Origin of the sequence: Paraburkholderia sp. SIMBA_030, from assembly GCF_046535245.1 — a bacterium.
GTDB lineage: Bacteria > Pseudomonadota > Gammaproteobacteria > Burkholderiales > Burkholderiaceae > Paraburkholderia.
In genome coordinates, this window is the sequence record NZ_JAWRXB010000009.1 from 169,775 (window position 1) to 191,461 (window position 21,687).

The window sequence follows — 21,687 nt, forward strand, 5'->3', positions numbered from 1 at the left end:
CTTACGACCCCGGCCGCGTCGCCGCCACGCTCGGCGTCGCTCCGGTTCACTGCAGAAACCGTTTCTTCGATCCGCCATGACCGCTCATTCGCTTCGTCTCGATCACCTCGTGATTTCCGCCCGTACCCTCGACGAGGGCACGCAGTACGTCGCCGACACGCTCGGCGTCGCGCCGGCCGGCGGTGGCGCACATCCGCTGATGCGCACGCACAACCGCCTGCTGAACCTGTGGGGCGGCGTGTATCTGGAGGTGATCGCGATCGATCCGCAAGCCGTCGCGGCGGCGGACGGCGGCGCGACGCGCGCACGGCTGTTCGCCCTCGACGACCCGGCGACCCACGCGCGGCTCGACAAAGGGCCGTATCTGTCGCATTGGGTCGCACGCGTCGAGCGGCCGAAACGCCTCGCGACGTGGCAAGCGCAGTATCCGCAGCGCATCGCGCCGATCGTGCCGATGACGCGCGGCGATTTCACATGGAGCCTGTCCGTGCCCGACGACGGTGCATTTCCCGCCTGGCAAGGCGCAGGCGACGGCGTGCTGCCGTCGCTGATTCAGTGGGACACGCCGCGGCATCCGTCGGCGGTATTGCCGGAGACGAGCCTGGCGCTGAAAACGCTGAAAGCGGTCCATCCGCAGGCAGACGCGATCGCGGCGCAATTGCAGTGGCTGGGCGCGGCGCACCTGATTGCGCTGGCGCCAACGGAAGGCGCACCAGCACTCACCGCCGAGTTTGAAACGCCCGACGGTCTACGGACCCTTAAATAAGCAGCGCGCGCGGGTCGCCGACTCGGCGATAATTGAAGTTTTGACCGATTCCAAACACACCAGACGAGGAGACCATGGACCAAAGCGACTTGAAAGCCCCCACGTGGCAACTGTCCGAACGCGCGCGCAAGCTCACGAGCTCTGCGATCCGCGAAATCCTGAAGGTCACGGAGCGGCCGGAAGTCATTTCGTTCGCGGGCGGTTTGCCGTCGCCGGCCACCTTCCCCGCCGAGCGCATGCGCGAAGCGTCCGACCGCATTCTGCGCGATGCGCCCGCCGCGGCGTTGCAATACAGCGCGACCGAAGGCTATCTGCCGCTGCGTGAATGGGTTGCACAGCGCTATTCGGTGAACGGCGCACAGATTCGCCCCACCCAGGTGCTGATCACGACCGGCTCGCAGCAGGCGCTCGACCTCCTCGGCAAAGTGCTGGTGTGCCCGGACAGCCCGGTGCTGGTCGAAACGCCGACCTACCTCGGCGCACTGCAATCGTTCTCGATGTACGAGCCGCGTTATGTGCAAGTGCCGACCGACGAGCAAGGCCTGATTCCCGAAGCGCTCACGCCAGAGCTGACGGCCGGCGCGCGCCTGTTGTATGCCCAGCCGAATTTTCAGAATCCGACTGGCCGCCGCCTGCCGGTCGAACGCCGGCGCGCCCTGGCCGAGTTTGCGCAGACCGCACCGTTCCCGGTGATCGAAGACGACCCGTACGGCGCACTCGACTACGCGGGCGAACCGCTGCCCACCATGCTGTCGATGTCGCCGGATCACATCGTCCACCTGGGCTCGTTCTCGAAGGTGCTGGCGCCAGGCCTGCGGGTCGGTTACATCATTGCGCCCGAAGAACTGATTTTCAAACTCGTGCAGGCCAAGCAGGCCACCGATCTGCACACACCGAGCTTCACGCAGCGTATCGTGCATGAAGTGGTCAAGGACGGTTTCCTCGACACGCACGTGCCGACCATCCGCGCGCTGTATCGCGATCAATGCGCGGCGATGCTTGCATCGCTCGAACGCTATATGCCCGAGGGCGTGAGCTGGAACCGTCCAGAAGGCGGCATGTTCGTGTGGGTGAATCTGCCCGCGCAGATCGACAGCATGAAGCTGCTCGAAGAAGCCGTTGCGCAGAATGTCGCGTTCGTGCCGGGCGGACCGTTCTTCGCGAACGAAGCGCAGCACAATACGTTGCGTCTGTCGTTCGTCACGGTGCCGCCGGCCAGGATCGACGAAGGCGTAGCGCGTCTCGCAGCGCTGATTCGAGCGAAGGTTTAAGCGGTCTTCGCCCGCCCCCGTCATCGAATTTTCACGACCGACCAAGGACACGACATGGCTCAAACGAATGTTTACGACAAGCTCAAGGAACTGGGCATCGAACTACCGACCGCCGGCGCACCGGCCGCCGCTTATGTGATGAGCGCGCAAAGCGGCAACACGGTGTACCTGTCCGGTCACATCGCGAAGCAGGACGGCAAGGTGTGGGCCGGCAAGCTCGGCGCCACGCTCACCACCGAAGAAGGCAAGGCCGCTGCGCGCTCGATCGCGATCGACCTGCTCGCCACCCTGCATGCGCATGTGGGCGATCTGAATCGCGTCACGCGCATCGTCAAGCTGATGAGCCTCGTCAACTCGACGCTCGAGTTCACCGAGCAACATCTGGTGACCAACGGCGCGTCCGAACTGATCGCCGATGTGTTCGGCGAGCGCGGCAAGCATGCGCGCTCGGCGTTCGGCGTGGCGCAGATTCCGCTCGGCGCATGCGTCGAGATCGAGATGATTGCCGAAGTCGAATAACGAAGCCGGATAAGACGGGCTGCCGACCTGGCCGGCACAGGTTGTACCAAACGCGTCGCGAGGTGTCGATCACCCGCGGCGCGTTTTGCATTTGTGGCGAGGTAGAACGTTCCTTCACCACCAGATAGAATCCGCCAATCACACCAACCCGCTGGATTCGCCGGACCCGCCGATGCTCGCCAACACCGTTCGTTTTAAACAAGTCGACGTGTTCACGTCGGTGCCGTTCAAGGGCAATCCGCTCGCGGTCGTGTTCGATGCCGACGCACTCGATGCGAATCAGATGCAGGCCATCGCGCACTGGACCAATCTCTCCGAAACAACCTTCCTGCTGAAGCCGACCGATCCGGCCGCCGACTATCGCGTGCGCATCTTCACGACGCATGGTGAATTGCCGTTCGCCGGCCATCCGACGCTCGGCACCGCGCATGCGCTGCTCGAAAGCGGCTACCAGCCGAAGCAGGCCGGCAGGCTGGTGCAGCAATGCGGCGTGGGCCTCGTCGAACTGGCCAGGCTGAACGGCGAAGCCGATCAGGATGCGCAAGCATGGGCATTCGCTGCACCGCCCGCACGCGTCACGCCGCTCGCACAAGATCAATATGCAAGGCTCGCTACCGCATTACGTAGTGACGCGATCGATTTCAGCGCGACGCCTTGCGCGGTCGATAACGGTGCACCGTGGCTCGTGGTACGCGTCAATTCGGCGCGCGATTGCCTCGCGCTCGAACCCGACGCCGCAGCGCTGGCAGAACTCGTGCGTTCAGTGGATACGCATGGCCTCGCGGTCTACGGTCCGCACGACGCCGACGGCCCGGCTACCTTCGAAGTACGTTGCCTGATGGCGGGCGGCCGCTTTGGCGTAGGGGAAGACCCAGTGACGGGCAGCGCAAACGCCGCGTTGGCGGGGCTGCTGAGCGCCCAGCAATTGCGCCCGGGCCCGCACTACACCGCGCGCCAGGGCACCGCGCTGGGTCGCGCAGGCAACGTCTCGGTGCGCTACGACGATGCAGCCGGCAAAACGTGGATCGGCGGCCCCTCGGTGACAATCGTCGACGGCACATTCAGGCTGCTGTGACCGGCGCGTGGCATGCTGGCGCATCATTTGCAGACGGTGACTCACCGGATGCAGCCAGCGGCGCATCGCCCTTTCAAGCCACGTCCAGCCACAAATTGCCGCATCGCCCCGCATTGCCTCCCATTAATGCACTATGCATGACGAGAGGCTTGCCAGAGGCCTGGCACACCTGAACACCGATTTCCGATGAAACCCTCGAAAACGCCTGCCCCACCACTGCCTCACGGCCGACCGCGCGGCCTGCGAATTGAGCGGATCAGCATGCCTGCCTGCGCCCGCGTATACCCGATGCGCGGACCCTTCCTTAATCCAGTGGCATTAAGTAATATCGAAACGTACCCAACGATCCGCGGATGGTCAGGCACGACGCCACGCTCCCTTCCCCTGCGCAGCAGTACCGGCACCTTGGTCACCATGCAGCCACTCATGAAATCAGCGCAGTCAATGCTCGCGCAGTTGCAGCCGGCCGGCACCTGGGCACGGGCCGCCAGATGAGCCAATACCGCTTCTCCGACCAGCGCGAAGCCAAACCTCGCCGCGACCCCGCCGTGTCGCGCCGCCGCTCTTTGCTCGCGATTCCCGCGCTTGGCGTGCTGGTGCTGATCCTGCTTTGGACCGTGATCTTCGCGCGGCTATCGGTCGAGAAAGACGCCACTTACCGTGAGACGATGGCCTCTGCCGCGATTCTCTCCGCGGCGCTGGAGCAGCATACGGTCAAGGCGATTCACCAGGTCGATCAGATTACCCGCTTCGTCAAATACGAGTTCGAGAAAACCCCGAATCATTTCGATCTCACCAGCACGGTGGAAAAAGGCGTGGTGCAAAGCGAAACGCTGGTGCAGGTGTCGCTGATCGACGAGCACGGCACGCTGATCGCCAACACGGCCGAGCTGAACCCCAAGCGTATCGACCTGTCCGACCGCGAGCACTTCAAGGTCCACGAACACGAAAACGACGATCAGCTGTTTATCAGCAAGCCCGTGCTCGGCCGTGTGTCCCGCCACTGGACGCTGCAGATGACGCGGCGTCTGAATCATCCGGACGGCTCGTTCGCGGGCGTCGTGGTGGTCTCCGAAGACCCCAGCTATTTCACCAGCGATTTCTACAACAACGCGGCAATCGGCCGCGAAGGCGTGATCGCGGTGATCTCGGACAGCGGTGCCGTGCTCGCACGGCGCACCGGCAGCACCGACAACACCAACGGCTCGTTCTCGGCAAGCGGTTCGTATCCGACCTCCGAGCATGTGTCGGGCACCTATGTCGATTCGATCGACAACGTCACGCGCATCGTGTCGTACCGGCATATCGACGGCTATCCGCTCGGCGTGCTGGTCGGCCTGTCGCAAGCCGAGGAGTTCGCCGACTACAACCACACACGCAACGTCTATCTGCTGATGGCGGGCTTCATCTCGCTGGCGATGCTGAGTTTCTTCGCCGTCGCGACCGGCTTGATCGGCAAGCTGCTCGGCCGCGAGCGCGAGATGACGCATCTGGTCGAATACGATCTGCTGACCGGCTTGCGCAATCGCTACGCGACATTGCAGAGCCTGCGGCACGACGTGGCGCAGCCGGCCAATCTCGGGCGCCTCGCGATTCTCTTCATCGACCTCGACAACTTCAAGACCGTCAACGACACGCTCGGCCACAACGCCGGCGACATCGTGCTGCAAATGACGGCGTCGCGCCTGGCCGCCGCAGTCAACGACGGCGGCGCGTTGAGCCGCATCGGCGGCGACGAATTCGTCGTCGTGATAAAGGGCGACGACGTCGAGAAACGCGCCGTGGCGCTCGCCGAAGCCGCAGCGGAAGCGTTCGACAAGCCTTTCGAAGTACGCGGCAGTTCGTTCGTACTGCACGCGAGCATCGGCATCGCGCTCTATTCGGTGGCCAACGAGAGCGAGATCGACCTGCTGAAAAAAGCCGACCTCGCGATGTACAGCGCGAAAGACGCGGGCAAGAACTGCTACCAGTTCTATTCGCCGCAACTGTCGCATCGCGCGGATCATTTGATGAAGTGGGAACAGCAATTGCGTGTCGCGCTCGCCGAAGGGCAGCTGTTCCTCGCCTATCAGCCCAAGATCGACCTGACGCGCCGCTGCATTACCGGTTTTGAAGCGCTGGTGCGCTGGAATCATCCGCAGCATGGCTTGATTCCGGCCAACGAATTCATTCCGGTCGCCGAATCGACCGGCCTGATCGTGCCGATCGGCGATTTCGTGATCGAGACCGCCTGCCGTCAGCTGGCGCTGTGGCAGCAGCAGGGATACGACACGTTGTCGCTGGCGGTGAACATCTCGGCGGTGCAGTTCTGGCGCGGCGACCTGTTTGAAACCGTCTCGCACGCGATCGAGGAAACCGGCATTTCCGCGCGCCGCCTCGAGCTCGAAATCACCGAGACGGCGATGATGGAATATCCCGAACTCGTTTCGGAGAAGATCTTCGCGTTGAAGCGCCTCGGCGTGCGTATCGCGCTCGACGATTTCGGCACCGGCTATTCGTCGCTGTCGTATCTGAACCGCTTCTCGGTCGATACGCTGAAGGTGGATCGTTCGTTCGTCCAGGCGATTCCGGGCGATCGCAGCGTCTGCGTGATGGTCACCGCGATCGTCAATCTGGCGCGCTCGCTCGGACTCACGGTGGTGGTCGAAGGCACCGAGACCGAAGAGCAGATTGCCTGGCTGGCCGCACTCGGTCACATCGAGGCGCAGGGTTTCCTGTTCTCCCGTCCGGTTCCCGTGGACGCCATTCCGGCGTTGCTCGAACGCTTCGGCGTGTGCGGCGTCGCGGATCTCCACGCCGCGCATGAAATCGAAAGCACCAGCAGCGTGCCCAGCACAAGCACGAACAGCTGACCCAGACTCGGTTGCGGCCAGATAAACGCCTGACACGAACGGTGACAAGCCGCTCATGTCAGGTGCGCCACCACAAAACCGGCTACATTCACGCTGTACCGCGGCACAGCGCGATGCCGGCACGCCGGCCGCACCGACGCTGACATAACAACGATCCCATAGGGGGTGCGGGCCGGGCGCCCGCAGCGCCATGCAGACGATCACGAGCCAGGATGCAGCCAGACGAGGGAAACGGGAACCGCTATGGACGCTGTTCCGGGTCGTGTTCGGCCTGTCGGCGCTGTCGTGGGGCGGTCTCGCGCTGATGGCCCAGCTCGAGAACCACTACGTCGAACGTGAAGGCCGGCTTTCACGCGTGGCATTTTCCGATCTGATCGCGCTCGCCTGGATGGTGCCCGGGCCGGTCGGCTGCAATGTCGCCGTGCAAGTCGGACATGCGTTGCGTGGACGCGCCGGCGCCTGGGTGGCGGGCGTCGCGAGCGTGCTGCCCTTCTTCATGCTGATGACGCTGTTCGCGATCTTCTACCGCACGCCGGTCATGCGCGCAGCCGCTTCGCAGACCTTGCTCAATCACTTCAGCGTCGTGCTGGCGACGCTGATCGCGATCACCTGGTATAAACAGACGCGCGCGCTGATGCGCGGCAAGCTCGAATGGACCGCGGCGGCGCTCGGCTGCGTGGCGCTCTTCTATGCGCGCAGTCCTGCCGCCTATGTGGTGATGCTCGGCGCGGCGTTCGGCGCCGGCTGGCTGGTTAGCCCGGCTCGCAATGCGCGCATTGTCGTATCGATCGCGCGCGGCGACTGGCAATTGCTGGCCGCTCTGTGCATGTTGCTGGTGTTGTTTGCGTTGCCGCTGCCGCATCGCTATGAACTGGCGCTGCTGTGGCCGCGTCTCGCGGGAGCGGGCATGACGCTGTTCGGCGGCGGCTTCTCCGCGTTGCCGGTGCTCAAGACACTGTTCGTCACGCCGGCGATCGGCGTGTCGGATAACGACTTTACGCTGGCGTTCTCGCTATCGCCGCTGTCGCCCGGGCCGCTGCTGAATGTGGTGCCGTTCTTCGGCTATCTGGTGGACGGCTGGCTGGGTGCGCTGATTGCCACGCTCGCGCTATTTGTGCCGTCGGGTTGTCTCGTGGTGCTGGCGCAGCGCCATCTGCATCAGTTGAAGGCCAATCCGCGTTTCGAGCATGGCATGCGGATCTTGCGCGCGGTGACGACCGCATTTCTCGTGGTAGCGGTACTGCGCATTGCGGCCCATGTGCCGTTCAAACTGGAGTATCTGTTGACCGCACTGTTCTCCGGCATGTGCTTTGCGAAGCTCAAGCTGCCGGTGTACGTGGTGTACGGAACGGTGGCCGTGGCGTGCGGCCTGTGGCTTGCCTACGGCGCCATACCGTAGGTTTCGCCGGCCCGCGCTTTACAACCGTGGCTTCACAACCGTGGCTTCACAACCGTGGCTTCACAAAGCCGGAACCTTATAAGCCGGGCTTCAGAACCCGCGCGACAGCACGGCAACACCGATCGTCACGACGCCCAGCACGATATTGATCAGCACCAGACGGCGGATCGTGCCGACTGCCTGCGCGCCGTCCGGCCATTTCTGCGCCTGCACCGCACGGCGAATGCGCGGGAACACCGCGAAGCGGATATGTCCGAAGATCAGCATCATCACGATGCCGAGGCCGGCCATCGCATGCAACGGCCACGTGGCGTGACCGCCGCCGAATTGCATCAGCAAAAAACCGCCGGTGAGCAGAATCACCAGCACGGCCGCGGCGACCCAATTGAAGAAGCGACTGAACACCGATTCCCACAGCGGCAAGCGCAGTTGCGGCGAAAGATCGGCAAGCGCCGGACGCAAACAGAAATGCGCGAACACCATTCCGCCGACCCATACGGCAACGGCAAGCAAATGCAGAAAGAGCGCGAGTTCGATAGCTTTGTTCATGTTGTTTTCCTCTCCCGACGACGCCACGCCGCTTACGACGAATGATATTGGCAGCGGCTATTGAGCGCGTTCGACCGCGCACTGTACACGCAGTTCCATGCACCAGCCGCTTTCCTGACAATCTTTGTAGTTGTTATTGCAGCGCGCCCACTTGCGCGACGGCGCCGCACCCCCGAATTTCTACTGCACACGGCACGCGCTTGAAGTGCAACTCAAGCTCTAGCGCGCGCCGCGTTCCTACATTTGCTTTCCTGGGTTAAGCGGCCAATACCGGACGCATGCCATCGAGCTTCATCTTGCTCTCAGGCGCACGCCCCTTGCGCGCCCGCTTGCCGATATGCGATGAGAGTGCGGCGCCGCTCAGCTTCTCCTCGTCGACGCGGCCGCCACGGCGCGTGCCGATCAACACGACGCCCGCATTGTTGATCGCCAGCGCCTGCACCAACGTTTCATTATCGTCGAGCGCCATCAGCGTGACGCCGCGCCCACCGCCCGACAGCGTCTTCATCTCGTCGAGGCCGAACGCCAGCAGACGCCCGCCCGAGGACAGACACGCGATATGCGTCGCATCCGGCAGCATCGGCATCGGCGCGAGCGGCGCGGCGCCCGCGTCGATCGTCATGAACGACTTGCCGGCCTTCACGCGGCTCACCATATCGCCGACCTTGGCGATAAAGCCAAAGCCGTTGCTCGACGCGAGCAGCAGCGCCTGATCCGCCGACGCCGCGTAGTAATGCATCAAATGACTGCCCGACTCGAGTTCGATCAGCGACGTGACCGGCACGCCGTCGCCGCGCCCGCCCGGCAGCGTGGCAACGGCAACCGAATAGACGCGGCCATTGCTGCCCCACGCGACCAGCGTATCCGGCGTGCGGCACTGGAATGCCGCATAGAGCCCGTCGCCGGCCTTGAACGTGAAGCCCGCGGTATCCAGCCCATGGCCCTTTAGCGCGCGCACCCAGCCCTTTTGCGACACCACCACCGTGACCGGCTCGTCGACCACGCGCGCTTCGAAGGTTGCGCGCTTTTCCTGCTGGATCAGCGTGCGACGCTCGTCGCCGTATTGCTTCGCGTCGCCTTCGATTTCCTTGATGAGCAGACGCTTCATCGCCGATTCGCTGCCGAGCAGTTCTTCGAGCTTGGCCTTCTCGTCGCGCAATTCGGACAACTCCTTCTCGATCTTGATCTTCTCGAGCCGCGCCAACTGACGCAAGCGGATTTCAAGAATGTCCTCGGCCTGGCGGTCGGACAAGCCGAACGCGGCCATCAACGCGACCTTCGGTTCGTCCGACTCGCGAATGATGCGGATGACTTCGTCGATATTCAAAAAGACGATCATCCGGCCTTCGAGGATGTGAATCCGGTCGTCGACCTTCGTCAAACGATGGCGCGTGCGGCGCGTGACCGTCGCGAAGCGGAACGCGACCCACTCGTGCAGGATTTCGCTCAGCCCCTTCTGACGCGGCCTGCCGTCGCCGCCGACCATCACCAGATTGAGCGAGGCATTCGATTCGAGGCTCGTATGCGCGAGCAGTGAATTGACGAACTCGGTTTGATCGATGCGGCTCGACTTCGGCTCGAACACGAGACGCACCGGCGCATCCCGGCCCGATTCGTCGCGCACGGCGTCGAGCAGTGCAAGCATGGTCTGCTTGGTCTGCAACTGTTCGGGCGTGAGCGCCTTCTTGCCGAGCTTGATCTTCGGATTGGTCTGCTCTTCGATTTCTTCGAGCACCTTCTGCGCGGACGTATTCGGTGGCAGTTCGCTGATGACGAGTTGCCACTGGCCGCGCGCGAGCTCCTCGATCTTCCAGCGTGCGCGCACCTTCAGACTGCCGCGGCCGCTTTCGTACGCAGCAGAGATTTCCGCTTCGCTCGAAATGATCTGGCCGCCGCCCGGGAAATCCGGACCCGCGATGTGCTGCATCAGTTCGGCATGCTGGATCTTCGGATTGCGGATCATCGCCACCGCGGCCGCTGCAACTTCGCGCAGGTTGTGCGATGGGATTTCTGTCGCAAGACCCACCGCGATGCCTGATGCGCCGTTCAGCAACGCAAACGGCAAGCGCGCGGGCAGTTGCTTCGGCTCATCTTCCTTGCCGTCGTAGTTTTTCATGAAGTCGACCGTGCCCTGGTCGATTTCGTCGAGCAGCAGCTTCGCGATCGGCGTGAGGCGCGCTTCGGTGTAACGCATTGCCGCTGCGCCGTCGCCATCGCGCGAACCGAAGTTGCCTTGGCCGTCGATCAGCGGATAGCGCATGGAAAAGTCTTGCGCGAGGCGCACGAGTGCGTCGTACGCCGACTGGTCGCCGTGCGGGTGATACTTACCGAGCACGTCGCCGACCACGCGTGCCGACTTGACCGGCTGCGCGTTGTCGCCGAGGCCCATCTCGTTCATCGCGAACAGAATACGGCGCTGCACCGGCTTCTGGCCGTCGCACACGTCAGGCAGCGCGCGGCCCTTGACCACGCTCACCGCGTAGTCGAGGTACTGGCGTTCCGCGTAGTTGCCGAGCGTCAGGAAGTCGCCTTCCGGCGGCGGTGGCTCGGTGAAAAGGTCGAGAGTGTTATCGTCGTCCATCTAGATTCCGTATCCGTGTTTGGCGTGAAGTTGCTTTGCGAACCGAGGCGCTACCCGCGCGCTCAGATGTCCGCTTCCACTTCGTTGCCCTTTTCTTCCAGCCAGCTGCGCCGCGACGCTGCTTCGCCCTTGCCCATCAGCATCGTCATGCGCGCGACCGTGGCGTCGTAGTCGAGTTCGCCGAGCGCCACCGGCGTCAGACGCCGCGTGTCCGGGTTCATCGTGGTGTCCCACAACTGCTCCGCGCTCATTTCGCCGAGGCCCTTGAAGCGGCTGATGGACCACTGCGTTTCGCGCACACCGTCTTTGCGCAGCTTGTCGATGATCGCTTCGAGTTCGCCTTCGTCGAGCGCGTAAAGTTTCTGCGCCGGTTTCTTGCCGCGCGCGGGCGCATCGACGCGAAACAGCGGCGGACGCGCCACGCATACGTGACCGCGCTCGATCAGTTGCGGGAAGTGCTTGAAGAACAGCGTGAGCAACAGCACCTGAATATGCGAGCCGTCCACGTCGGCGTCCGACAAGATACAGATCTTGCCGTAGCGCAGATTCGACAGGTCGATCTTGTCGTCCGGGCTATGCGGATCGACACCGATCGCCACCGAAATGTCGTGCACTTCGTTGTTCGCGAACAGACGGTCGCGCTCGGTTTCCCACGTGTTCAGCACCTTGCCGCGCAGCGGCAGGATCGCCTGATATTCCTTGTCGCGCCCCATCTTCGCCGAGCCGCCCGCCGAATCGCCTTCGACCAGGAACAACTCGTTGCGGCCGATTTCCGTCGATTCGCAATCGGTCAGCTTGCCCGGCAGGACGGCCACGCCCGAGCTCTTGCGCTTCTCGACTTTTTGTCCGGCGCGGGTACGTGCCTGCGCCTGCTTGATGACGAGATCGGCGAGTTTCTTGCCGTGCTCGACGTGCTGATTCAACCAGAGTTCAAGCGCCGGACGCGCGAACGACGACACCAGCTTCACCGCATCGCGGCTATTCAGGCGCTCCTTGATCTGCCCTTGGAACTGCGGATCGAGCACCTTCGCCGACAGCACGAACGACACGCGCGCGAACACGTCTTCGGCGAGCAGCTTGACGCCCTTCGGTTGCAGGTTATGCAATTCGACGAAGCTCTTCACCGCCTGGAACAGGCCGTCGCGCAAACCGGATTCATGCGTGCCGCCTGCCGGTGTCGGAATCAGATTGACGTACGACTCGCGCATAAGCGGACCTTCTTCGCTCCACGCGACGACCCATGTCGCGCCCTCGCCTTCCGCGAAAGTCTCTTCGCTGGTGCGCGCGTTTTCTACATAACGCTCACCTTCAAAAAGAGGAATCAGCAGATCGCCGCCGTTCATGCCTTCGAGCAGATAGCCGCGCAAACCGTCTTCGTATTTCCAGCTTTGCTGCTCGCCGGTTTTTTCGTTGATCAGCGTGACTTCGACGCCCGGCAGCAGCACCGCTTTCGAACGCAGCAGACGTTGCAATTCGCCGAGCGGCAGGTTCGGCGAATCGAAGTATTTCGGATTGGCCCAAGCGGTGACGCGCGTGCCGGACTTCTTGTCGCTACGCGCGGCGGGTCGCACTTCGAGTTCCTTGGCGACGTCGCCGTTGGCGAAACTCAACCCGGCGACTTTGCCGTCGCGCCACACGGTGACGTCGAGGCGCGTGGACAGCGCGTTGGTGACCGACACGCCGACGCCATGCAGGCCGCCCGAGAACGTGTACGCGCCGCCGGCGGCTTTATCGAACTTGCCGCCCGCGTGCAGACGCGTAAAGACGATCTCGACGACCGGCACGCCTTCTTCCGGATGCAGGCCAAATGGAATGCCGCGGCCGTCGTCTTCGACCGAGACCGAATGGTCGACGTGCAGCGTGACCGTGATTTGCCGGCCGTGGCCGCCGAGGGCCTCGTCCGACGCGTTGTCGATGACTTCCTGAATGATGTGCAGCGGATTCTCGGTGCGGGTGTACATCCCGGGCCGTTGCTTGACCGGCTCCAGGCCCTTCAACACCTTGATCGACGCTTCGCTATACGCGGCGTTTGGCTTTTTCGTAGACATGGTTGACTCGGGTCCGTCGGTTCATCGTTGTCCACAGGTCCTGTGGACAGGTCCGTGGACAATGCGTTGAGTTTTCAAAAAAAGCGAAACGAAACAACGGGGTTAGGTGGGGTGCCCGCGGGGCGGGCAAGCTGTTTTGTCGCCTCGCTCCCCTTCGGCGCGCTCGACGACCGCTCGATGCCGGCTGTACAGCCCGGCTACGTCAGCGCCGGTGCGAACGCCGGGGGAAGCCTGTTCGCGGGGTATTTTACTGATTTCGATACGGGCGGCAATTCACGGCGTGCAGGATTGGCCGTTCGGATAAGGGGCGGCGCTCAGGGAGCGTCTCTTTTTGTGACCAGCATGTGATCCGCATGCGACTCTGAGGGGACACGCGCCGACGCCGCCCTCGCGCGTCATTTGCGCTTGTTTTCCAGTTCGTCCCAACGTTCCAGCGCGATCAGCAATTCTTCGTCGATCGCTGCGTAGCGCTCGGTCAGACGCGTGCCTTCCTGCGGGTCTTTCGCGAAAACCGAACCCTCTTCGAGTTGCGCGCCGATGGTTTTCTGCTCGGCTTCGAGCGCGGCGATTTTCGCCGGCAGCGCATCGAGTTCGCGCTGCTCCTTGAACGACAGCCTGGCGGTGCGCTGCGTGTTGCGGCCCGCTCCGCCGTCTTTCGCCGCCACTTCCTTCGCTGCTTCTTTTTGCGCGCCCTGCGCCATCTGCTGCGAACGGCCGCGCTGAATCTGCCAGTCGGTAAAGCCGCCGACATATTCGCGCCACTTGCCCCCGCCCTCTGACGCGATCACCGAAGTCACGACGTTATCCAGAAACGCGCGATCGTGGCTGACCAGCAGCACGGTGCCGTCGTATTCGGTGAGCAGTTCTTCGAGCAGTTCGAGCGTGGGGATGTCGAGGTCGTTGGTCGGTTCGTCGAGCACCAGCACGTTGGCCGGCCGCGCGAACAGACGCGCGAGCAGCAGGCGATTGCGCTCGCCGCCCGACAGCGACTTGACCGGCGAACGTGCACGCTCCGGCGCGAACAGGAAGTCGCCGAGGTAGCTCATCACGTGTTTTTTCTGGCCGTTGACTTCGACCCACTCGCTGCCCGGGCTGATCGTGTCGGCAAGGCTCTTTTCCAGATCCAGCTGCGCGCGCATCTGGTCGAAGTATGCAACCTGCAGATTGGTGCCGACGCGCACCGTGCCTTCGTCCGGCGGCAATTCGCCGAGGATCATCTTCAGCAACGTGGTCTTGCCGGCGCCGTTCGGCCCGACAAAGCCGATCTTGTCGCCGCGCATTACCGTGGCCGTGAAGTTGTCGACCACCGTGTGCGCACCGTAGCGCTTGGTCACGTCGGTCAATTCCGCGACGATTTTGCCGGACTTCTCGCCCTGCCCGACGTCGAGCTTGACGTTGCCCTGCACGTTGCGGCGCTCGGCGCGCTCGTTGCGCATCTGCACGAGCCGCGCGATCCGGCCGACGCTGCGCGTACGGCGCGCTTCGACGCCCTTGCGAATCCACACTTCCTCCTGTGCGAGCAGCTTGTCGAACTTGGCCGCTTCGACTTGCTCGACTTCAAGCTGCTGCGCCTTGCGCGTCTGGTAGGCCGAGAAATTGCCTGGATACGACAGCAGACGTCCGCGATCTAGTTCAATGATCCGCGTGGCGACACGGTCGAGAAACGCGCGATCGTGCGTAATAAAGAGCAGTCCAGCTCGCAGCGAGACCAGCAGTTCTTCGAGCCAGCGAATGCCGTCGAAGTCCAGGTGGTTGGTCGGCTCGTCGAGCAGCAGCACGTCCGGCTGCACGACCAACGCGCGCGCCAGCGCGACGCGCTTTTGCATCCCGCCCGACAGCGAACCGACCCGCGCCTCGCCGTTCAGACCGATCTGCTGCAGCGTGGTGGCCACGCGCGTGCTCCAGTTCCAGGCGTCCGAATGGTCAAGCGACGATTGCAGCGTGTTCATCCGCGACATCAGCTCATCGTGCTCCGGGCCTTCCGGCTGGTCCGCGAGCTGATTGGCGACCGCGTCGTATTCATCCAGCAGCGCGCGCGCGTGGGTCAGGCCGGCGGCGACGGCCTCGAACACGGTGTCGTCCGTATCGAACTCCGGCTCCTGCGGCACATAGACCGTGGTCAGATTCTGCTGGCGCGTGACGAGGCCGTCGTCCGGCTTGGTCAGATCGGCAACGATCTTCAGCAGCGACGACTTGCCGGCGCCATTGCGGCCGATCAGCCCGACGCGTTCGCCCGCTTCGAGAGAAAAATCCGCGTGATCGAGCAACGCGACGTGACCGAACGCCAGTTGGGCTCCGGTAATGGTGTAAAGCGACATGGAGAATTGGAGAAGACAGCGATGAGTCGGAACTGCTCATTGTACCGGGCGCACGGGCGGCTGCCTGTATGCCGGACGAGATAGGCCAAATGGCCGGCTTGCGAAACGAATACTGAGCGCCAGAACGCTGCCGGACGGAGCTTGCACGCCAGGCAGCGTCGTATGGAAAGATTACTTCACGTGAACCGTGATGGTTTGGCTCCATTCCGGGCCATACGAACGGTGCACACCGTCGCCGAACTGCAGGGTCAGCGTGTGGTTGCCCGGCGGCAACGTCAGATCGGTTTCGGTCTGGCCTTTGCCGAAGTGGAGCGAATGGTCGTCGGCGGGAATGACTTGTCCTTTGGGAAGCGGCTTGCCGTCGATCAACAGATGATGATGGCCCGTGCCCTCGGTCATCGTGCCGGCCGGCGCGATCTTCATGCCGTCGACGCCAAACACCACGTGCACCGGATTGCTGACGGTTGCACCGTCCTTGGGCTGCACGAACGACACGCCTTCGGCCTGCGCCACGCCCGATGCGGCCAACAACCCGGCCAGCACGGCACCGGTCAACCATTTGTTTTTAAACATCGTCTTCTCCTTTGAAGAAAGCGGCTTGACGCGCTGCGTGCCGGACAGCCGCGGCGGCATGATGTGCTGGGCGCCACCGTCGCAAAGGGCGCCATGCGCCGGGCATGAACGGTTTCAACATAGGCCGCGGCTCAGAAGCATACACCGAGTGCGTGACACGATTCGCGGCGACGCCGGACGTTTCGCCGGGCCATTTTGCGGCGCTGCGACGTCGTATCCAGAGGTCCGTTTGGCAAATTCCGGTACTATTGCGGGTCGCCGCCACCGCCCCAAAAAGGGGCAGAATGGGCGGATTGTTGTATCGAACCGAGAAAGAGTGCGTCGTGAGTGAAGTAATTGAAGTGACTGAACACAAGAGCTGGGTCTGCCTGATTTGCGGCTGGATCTACAACGAGGAAGAAGGTCTGCCCGAAGAAGGCATCGTGCCGGGCACGCGTTTCGCCGCGATTCCCGACGACTGGCGCTGCCCGTTATGCGATGTGAGCAAGGCGGAGTTTGCGGTGGTGGAGTTCTGATTTCGCTGGGTTGAGCCGGTGATGCACTGCTTGAGTGCGGCGCATTGGCGGTCTGAACGGCCCGGCGGGTGATGTCTGCTGGGCCGTTTGCATTTTGGGGAAGGGCTTCGCTGCCCTCCTCCCGCTCGGGCGTGTTTGATATACTCTGCGCGCGCTGGCGAATTTGGACTCGCCCGATCCCCGCGGATCTTGTCCGCCGGCAGGATTGAAGCGATGATTTCAGTTCGGTCCTCTCCCCGTAGTTCAATGGATAGAACAAGTGCCTCCTAAGCGCTAGATACAGGTTCGATTCCTGTCGGGGGGACCACCTAGCTTCCCAGCGTCACCCAAGTTTGCCTAAAAATGCCCTGCACGCCTTGCGCTGCGGGGCTTTTTTTTGTCACATGTATCAACACTCGACTGCATGGCTGACCGATCGCGCGCAAAGCCCCAGCCGCAAGGATCTCAGGCCGATTTTGCAATTGTTAAACGTTCCACCAAGCAACTGAGATTAACGTTCCATCACGTATCTTTTGCGCGGTGGAAAATGAAAATCTCTCGTGATCTTTCAGTAGTCGCAGGACTCAGTGTGATCGCTGTGTTCGTCATAGGCGCCAATCATTTCGACCGCGCGACACGCTTAGGACAGGAGAAGCCCCGGCATTCGACCGTCCGCTTTGATGACGACCAGGTCATGCAGCAAGACACGTCAGCACCAGGGACACAGAAGATCATTTCACTCCCATGCAATGAAGAGCGTCCGCGCCTGCTGACGTCGGTTTACCGTGAACAGAGAGCAACATCATGAAGAAATCCATCCTTGCCCTTGCCGCAGCGGCCGTCACGCTCTGCTCGATTGCGCCGGCATTCGCCTATGACCACTACCGCGTATGTCACAAGGTTCGGGTCCACCACCACTGGGAGACGCACTGCCACCATTAAACACTAGCCGGCCCCGCTGCCCCCCACACGCCTCCGAAAGAAATACAGCGCAGCAAACGGTCATCAACCTGAAAAAACGCCCGGACAGAAGAAGCCGGGCGAAGCCGTCGGGAACCCGACGGCGGAGGAGTACTGATAATGACAAAACAGGCCCGCGTCCCCAGTGAGAGCGAGCCTGCTTTGCGTTGATACGGACCCAGTCGACGCATGATGCACCGACCTCAGCACTGGTATCGATCAGTGGCCGACGTTAACCACCGGTGCCGAGTAGGAACTGACCGTCGTCTCGGTACGGCCGCCCGACTGCGACGAGCCTTCGGTCGCCGAACCATAGCCGCTGGTTTGCGCGTTATCATTTTGTGCAGCGACGCGTGCTTCGGCTGCCTGGATATCTGCCGGGTAGTGCGGGTCTTTACCGGCGGCGGGTCGATAACCCGCTTTTTCGATCTGGACGAGATCCGCACGAACCTGAGCGCGCGTCACGGGACCGTTCGATTGCGCGAACGATGCGACCGGAGCGGCGAGAACGAGTGCAACAGCGACAGCTTTGATGAGCGATTTCATGATAACCACCTCCAGAGATTGTTTTATGTGGCGTGACAGACACGCTTGTCTGTAACCCATGAACGCAGTCTAGGAGGGACCAGAATCAGGGTAAATACCTAAGTCATGAAATCACTGTTGCTGTAAACGCCACAATAGCGATGCCGGATCATCACAGCTCCGACGACAACACCCGCGCCGAACGGCTCGGCCTTTCGATGGTGAAGCAGTTCGGCGCGCGCTTGGGTACGATGACCTAAACCTGCTCAGCAAATGGAACTCTGGATACAACCATGCGCGCCGTGCGCGGAACTATACGGACAGCCGTCGACGGTCGAGCCACACGACAACCTGACATTGAACGCCGCCGGAGCGGTGAAGGACGCCCAAGCCGAGCAACACTTCACCTGCATCCGTTGCGGTGCCGCGTTTGCGCGCATCGTCGCCGGCCCCCCGCCGCGACAAATCTGGATGCTGCTGAACGCCGGGCAGCATTGACCGGGTCACGTTTGAAAATCACGCGCGCCTCGGAATCTCCAGCCCCTTCGCCACCGCCGGACGCGCGACGAATGCCGCCAGCGCTCGCTTCACATTCGGGAAATCCTGAATCCCGACCAGATCCCCTGCTTCATAGAAGCCGATGAGATTGCGCACCCATGGGAAGGTCGCGATATCGGCGATCGAGTATCTGTCGCCCATGATCCAGTCGCGTCCGTCGAGCCGCTGCTCCAGCACGCCGAGCAAACGCTTCGACTCCGCGACATAACGGTCGCGCGGCCGCTTGTCTTCGTACTCCTTGCCGGCGAACTTGTGGAAGAAACCGAGCTGGCCGAACATCGGACCGATCCCGCCCATCTGGAACATCACCCACTGGATCGCTTCATAGCGGCCTGCGGCATCTTTCGGAATCAACTGGCCGCTCTTGTCCGCGAGATAAATCAGAATCGCGCCGGATTCGAACAGGGGCAGCGGTTTGCCGTCCGGGCCGTTCGGATCGATGATCGCCGGAATCTTGTTGTTCGGATTCAACGACAGAAACTCGGGCGTCATCTGATCGTTCGTATCGAAACGCACGAGATGCGGTTCATACGGCAGGCCGGTTTCTTCGAGCATGATCGATACCTTCACGCCATTAGGCGTTGGCAGCGAGTAGAGCTGAATCCGGTCCGGATGCTCAGCAAGCCATTTGTTCGTGATGGGGAACGCGGACAGATCGGTCATGGTGATGGTGTAACCCTTGTACGAGAGTTGCGGCTGAAAATCGGAAATTGGCGCGGGGCTCGACAGCAGTCCCCGAAAGCGGTCCCTGAAGCAGGATCGCCAAATATAAACCGACTCAGCGCAGCGCGTGCGACGCCGCCGCAGAACGCCCCACTGCGAGTGTGGCCACGCGACGCGCCTCCCCAAGGCTCACCACAAATCTTTGGTCGCGCTCCCGGCGCGCAGGTCATATCCTTCGCGCCACAAGGCCGCGCCGACTGTCGTCAAGAGCGTCCTCTGCTCGCCGTCGAGTTGTTCCCAAGCCGCCGCCAGCCAGTTGGCGAAGCTCGCGCAGGTGGATTCGAGATCGACGGGCGCCTTGCCCTCCAGGTACTGCCGTTCGAACATCGAAAGCATTTTTCCGGGTGTCATGGCGCACCTCCTGTTGGATGCGCCAAGTCTAAAGGCAGCGCACGGCGCACGGAGTGCGCGCCGCGCCGAACCCGGGTTACTCCCAGGCCAGTTCGGCTGACGACATGCGGCCGCCAGTATCCCGAGCGAGCAACCGGTATACTCAACGCTTACGCCCCTCGAAGCGACCACAAAAATATTTCTAAAAAGCCTAAAGTCCCGTAGCAGTCTGCCGTTAAGACGCCATGGAGGATCCTATGGACCGCATACTCAATACGCCGACGGGGTTATCTCAAACGGCGCTGATCGATCAGGACATCGCGCATATTGGACACGTGATGCAGCCGTCTTTACAGGGCGATCTGGGTGGCCCGATTTTGCCGGCCACCTACTGGCGCAAGCGTCTGTTTCAGCTACTCGATACCGGCAACCTGTCTCACGCGCAGTTGCGCGCAATCGACAGTCTGTTGCTGCAAATCGACGAGTTCGACGCTTCGGCTATCCAGCCGGCCTGGGACACGGTGGCGCAACACGATTTGCGGCCCGCCGCCCGCGCGGTGAATGCATCATCGCCGGCCATCGGCCAGATCTGACGCCTGCTCCGAAGCCCGCTCTGCGGCGCCTCCTTCCGGCACCTCCCGCGCATAAAAAAAGGCCGCGAACTACGCCGCGGCCACAACACGTCGCAACGCAGGGAATTCGCGTCACACTGTAAGCCTACACGGCCAATTGTGACATTCGCATATCGTCGAAAATCCACCCGTTCAACTCGGATATTTTCTACCCATCGTCCGCAAAAACAGGAAAAATGGGACGACATTAGGTCATAATGTCCGCAAAAATTCCCAGCAAGGACGCTCGTGACCCTCGCCGCACCGCTCGAACTGCTAAAGCAGGCGCGCGCCCGCTTTACTCAACGCGAAATCGCCGCGCACGTCGGCAAAGACATCAAGACGGTGCGTCGCTGGGAAAAAGGCGAAACACCGTGTCCGGCGATGCTCGAACCGGCCTTGCGCGATTTGCTGCACACCAGCAGCGCCGGCGCGGCTAACGGCGACGCCAGTTTCCGCTTCATCGATCTGTTCGCCGGCATCGGCGGCATTCGCATGGGTTTCGAAGCGCACGGCGGCGCCTGTGTGTTCACGAGCGAGTGGAACGATTTTTCCACCAGGACGTATCGCGAGAACTACCCGGGCGGTGCCGACCACGCGCTGATCGGCGACATCGTCTCCTTCCCCGCCGAAGCGGTGCCGAGCCACGACGTGCTGCTCGGCGGCTTCCCCTGCCAGCCGTTTTCGATCGCCGGCGTCAGCAAGAAAAACGCGCTCGGCCGGCCGCACGGCTTCGAGTGCACGACCCAGGGCACGCTGTTTTTCGACGTCGCGCGGATCATCGCGGCGAAGCGCCCTGCCGCGTTCCTGCTGGAGAATGTGAAGAATCTGCTCTCGCACGACAAAGGCCGTACCTTCGACGTGATCCTGCAGACGCTGCGCGACGAGCTCGGCTACGAGGTGCATTACCGGGTGGTCGATGGCCAGCACTTCACGCCGCAGCATCGCGAGCGGATCATCATCGTCGGCTTTCGCGGCAAAACCTCGTTCTCATGGGACGATCTGCATTTGCCGGAAAACGGCCCGCGTCTCGGCGCGATCCTGCACCGCACCGACGGCAGTGAACCGGATTTGCCCTGGGATCATGACCGCTTCTTCGACCACGCCAACCGGCGCGTTCAACCGAAGTACACGCTCACCTCAAACCTCTGGACCTATCTGCAAAACTACGCGGCGAAACATCGCGCGGCGGGTAATGGCTTCGGCTTCGGCATGGCTTATCCGGACAGCGTCGCGCGCACACTATCCGCGCGCTATCACAAGGACGGATCGGAGATTCTGGTCTATCAGGGCGAGAAGTTGCGCCCGCGGCGCCTGACGCCACGCGAATGCGCACGGCTGATGGGCTTTCCCGACACGTTCCGGATTCCCGTCAGCGACACGCAGGCCTATCGCCAGTTCGGCAACAGCGTCGTGATGCCCGTAATGCGGGAAGTGGCGCGCATCATGCTGCCGCACGTGCAATCCCTGCTCGCAGAGGAGACGCGGCATGGTTCGGCTCAAGCCCTCTCGCTGTACGCCTAAGCTGCCTGAAA

At 62.4% G+C, this 21,687-nt stretch carries 20 protein-coding genes and 1 tRNA gene; 13 read left to right on the plus strand and 8 right to left on the minus strand.

What is annotated here, in order from left to right:
- Nucleotides 1–76: 76 nt before the first annotated feature.
- From SB772_RS17395 to SB772_RS17420, 6 genes are all read left to right on the plus strand, one after another.
- The gene (locus tag SB772_RS17395; protein ID WP_410834466.1) at nucleotides 77–766 is read left to right on the plus strand and encodes a VOC family protein; all 690 of its coding nucleotides are present in this window, start codon (nucleotides 77–79) and stop codon (nucleotides 764–766) included.
- Between the two features lie 74 nt (nucleotides 767–840).
- Nucleotides 841–2,037, plus strand: coding sequence for a PLP-dependent aminotransferase family protein (locus SB772_RS17400; RefSeq protein ID WP_410834467.1), 1,197 nt, complete (start codon nucleotides 841–843; stop codon nucleotides 2,035–2,037).
- Nucleotides 2,038–2,091: 54 nt separating this feature from the next.
- Nucleotides 2,092–2,556: a RidA family protein gene (locus SB772_RS17405; protein ID WP_410834468.1), complete on the plus strand. Its 465-nt coding sequence runs from the start codon at nucleotides 2,092–2,094 to the stop codon at nucleotides 2,554–2,556.
- A gap of 172 nt (nucleotides 2,557–2,728) precedes the next feature.
- Nucleotides 2,729–3,631, plus strand: coding sequence for a PhzF family phenazine biosynthesis protein (locus tag SB772_RS17410; RefSeq protein WP_410834469.1), 903 nt, complete (start codon nucleotides 2,729–2,731; stop codon nucleotides 3,629–3,631).
- A 491-nt stretch (nucleotides 3,632–4,122) separates the two neighbouring features.
- On the plus strand, nucleotides 4,123–6,483 hold the full coding sequence (locus SB772_RS17415; protein ID WP_410834587.1) for an EAL domain-containing protein: 2,361 nt from the start codon (nucleotides 4,123–4,125) through the stop codon (nucleotides 6,481–6,483).
- Nucleotides 6,484–6,673: 190 nt separating this feature from the next.
- Nucleotides 6,674–7,882: a chromate transporter gene (locus tag SB772_RS17420; protein ID WP_410834470.1), complete on the plus strand. Its 1,209-nt coding sequence runs from the start codon at nucleotides 6,674–6,676 to the stop codon at nucleotides 7,880–7,882.
- 90 nt (nucleotides 7,883–7,972) lie between these two features.
- Here the strand turns inward: SB772_RS17420 and SB772_RS17425 are convergent, their stop codons facing one another.
- The 3 genes from SB772_RS17425 to SB772_RS17435 all read right to left on the minus strand — a co-directional run bounded on the left by SB772_RS17425 (nucleotide 7,973) and on the right by SB772_RS17435 (nucleotide 13,060).
- Nucleotides 7,973–8,431, minus strand: a complete 459-nt coding sequence (locus SB772_RS17425) for a CopD family protein (RefSeq protein WP_410834471.1) — start codon at nucleotides 8,429–8,431, stop codon at nucleotides 7,973–7,975.
- 256 nt (nucleotides 8,432–8,687) lie between these two features.
- Entirely contained in the window at nucleotides 8,688–11,012 is a 2,325-nt protein-coding gene (parC, locus tag SB772_RS17430; protein ID WP_410834472.1) for a DNA topoisomerase IV subunit A, read from the minus strand.
- A gap of 62 nt (nucleotides 11,013–11,074) precedes the next feature.
- Nucleotides 11,075–13,060, minus strand: a complete 1,986-nt coding sequence (locus SB772_RS17435) for a DNA topoisomerase IV subunit B (protein ID WP_410834473.1) — start codon at nucleotides 13,058–13,060, stop codon at nucleotides 11,075–11,077.
- 54 nt (nucleotides 13,061–13,114) lie between these two features.
- Here SB772_RS17435 and SB772_RS17440 point away from each other — a divergent pair, with 54 nt between their 5' ends.
- Entirely contained in the window at nucleotides 13,115–13,408 is a 294-nt protein-coding gene (locus SB772_RS17440) for a hypothetical protein (protein ID WP_410834474.1), read from the plus strand.
- Nucleotides 13,409–13,455: 47 nt separating this feature from the next.
- Here the strand turns inward: SB772_RS17440 and SB772_RS17445 are convergent, their stop codons facing one another.
- Together SB772_RS17445 and SB772_RS17450 are read right to left on the minus strand one after the other, a co-directional pair.
- Complete coding sequence (locus SB772_RS17445; RefSeq protein ID WP_410834475.1) at nucleotides 13,456–15,378, minus strand: ATP-binding cassette domain-containing protein; 1,923 nt, start codon at nucleotides 15,376–15,378, stop codon at nucleotides 13,456–13,458.
- A 171-nt stretch (nucleotides 15,379–15,549) separates the two neighbouring features.
- Nucleotides 15,550–15,951 (minus strand): DUF4399 domain-containing protein, encoded by a 402-nt coding sequence (locus SB772_RS17450; RefSeq protein ID WP_410834476.1) that lies wholly within the window; start codon nucleotides 15,949–15,951, stop codon nucleotides 15,550–15,552.
- A gap of 323 nt (nucleotides 15,952–16,274) precedes the next feature.
- On the opposite strand from SB772_RS17450, the gene SB772_RS17455 reads away from it, so the two are divergent.
- The 4 genes from SB772_RS17455 to SB772_RS17470 all read left to right on the plus strand — a co-directional run bounded on the left by SB772_RS17455 (nucleotide 16,275) and on the right by SB772_RS17470 (nucleotide 17,387).
- Nucleotides 16,275–16,466, plus strand: coding sequence for a rubredoxin (locus SB772_RS17455; protein ID WP_410834477.1), 192 nt, complete (start codon nucleotides 16,275–16,277; stop codon nucleotides 16,464–16,466).
- A gap of 232 nt (nucleotides 16,467–16,698) precedes the next feature.
- Nucleotides 16,699–16,773, plus strand: a tRNA-Arg gene (locus SB772_RS17460).
- Between the two features lie 96 nt (nucleotides 16,774–16,869).
- Entirely contained in the window at nucleotides 16,870–17,253 is a 384-nt protein-coding gene (locus tag SB772_RS17465) for a hypothetical protein (protein ID WP_410834478.1), read from the plus strand.
- Complete coding sequence (locus SB772_RS17470; protein ID WP_410834479.1) at nucleotides 17,250–17,387, plus strand: hypothetical protein; 138 nt, start codon at nucleotides 17,250–17,252, stop codon at nucleotides 17,385–17,387. The genes SB772_RS17465 and SB772_RS17470 overlap by 4 nt, the downstream gene beginning before the upstream one ends.
- A gap of 237 nt (nucleotides 17,388–17,624) precedes the next feature.
- Here the strand turns inward: SB772_RS17470 and SB772_RS17475 are convergent, their stop codons facing one another.
- The 3 genes from SB772_RS17475 to SB772_RS17485 form a co-directional block, all read right to left on the minus strand.
- The gene (locus SB772_RS17475) at nucleotides 17,625–17,951 is read right to left on the minus strand and encodes a DUF4148 domain-containing protein (RefSeq protein ID WP_410834480.1); all 327 of its coding nucleotides are present in this window, start codon (nucleotides 17,949–17,951) and stop codon (nucleotides 17,625–17,627) included.
- 495 nt (nucleotides 17,952–18,446) lie between these two features.
- On the minus strand, nucleotides 18,447–19,151 hold the full coding sequence (locus SB772_RS17480; RefSeq protein ID WP_410834481.1) for a glutathione S-transferase N-terminal domain-containing protein: 705 nt from the start codon (nucleotides 19,149–19,151) through the stop codon (nucleotides 18,447–18,449).
- 189 nt (nucleotides 19,152–19,340) lie between these two features.
- Nucleotides 19,341–19,562 carry a hypothetical protein gene (locus SB772_RS17485; protein ID WP_410834482.1) on the minus strand — a complete coding sequence of 74 codons (222 nt, stop codon included), beginning with the start codon at nucleotides 19,560–19,562 and terminating at the stop codon, nucleotides 19,341–19,343.
- A 236-nt stretch (nucleotides 19,563–19,798) separates the two neighbouring features.
- On the opposite strand from SB772_RS17485, the gene SB772_RS17490 reads away from it, so the two are divergent.
- Nucleotides 19,799–20,134, plus strand: a complete 336-nt coding sequence (locus tag SB772_RS17490; protein WP_410834483.1) for a hypothetical protein — start codon at nucleotides 19,799–19,801, stop codon at nucleotides 20,132–20,134.
- A 267-nt stretch (nucleotides 20,135–20,401) separates the two neighbouring features.
- The gene (dcm, locus tag SB772_RS17495; RefSeq protein ID WP_410834484.1) at nucleotides 20,402–21,676 is read left to right on the plus strand and encodes a DNA (cytosine-5-)-methyltransferase; all 1,275 of its coding nucleotides are present in this window, start codon (nucleotides 20,402–20,404) and stop codon (nucleotides 21,674–21,676) included.
- The last annotated feature ends 11 nt before the right edge of the window (nucleotides 21,677–21,687 follow it).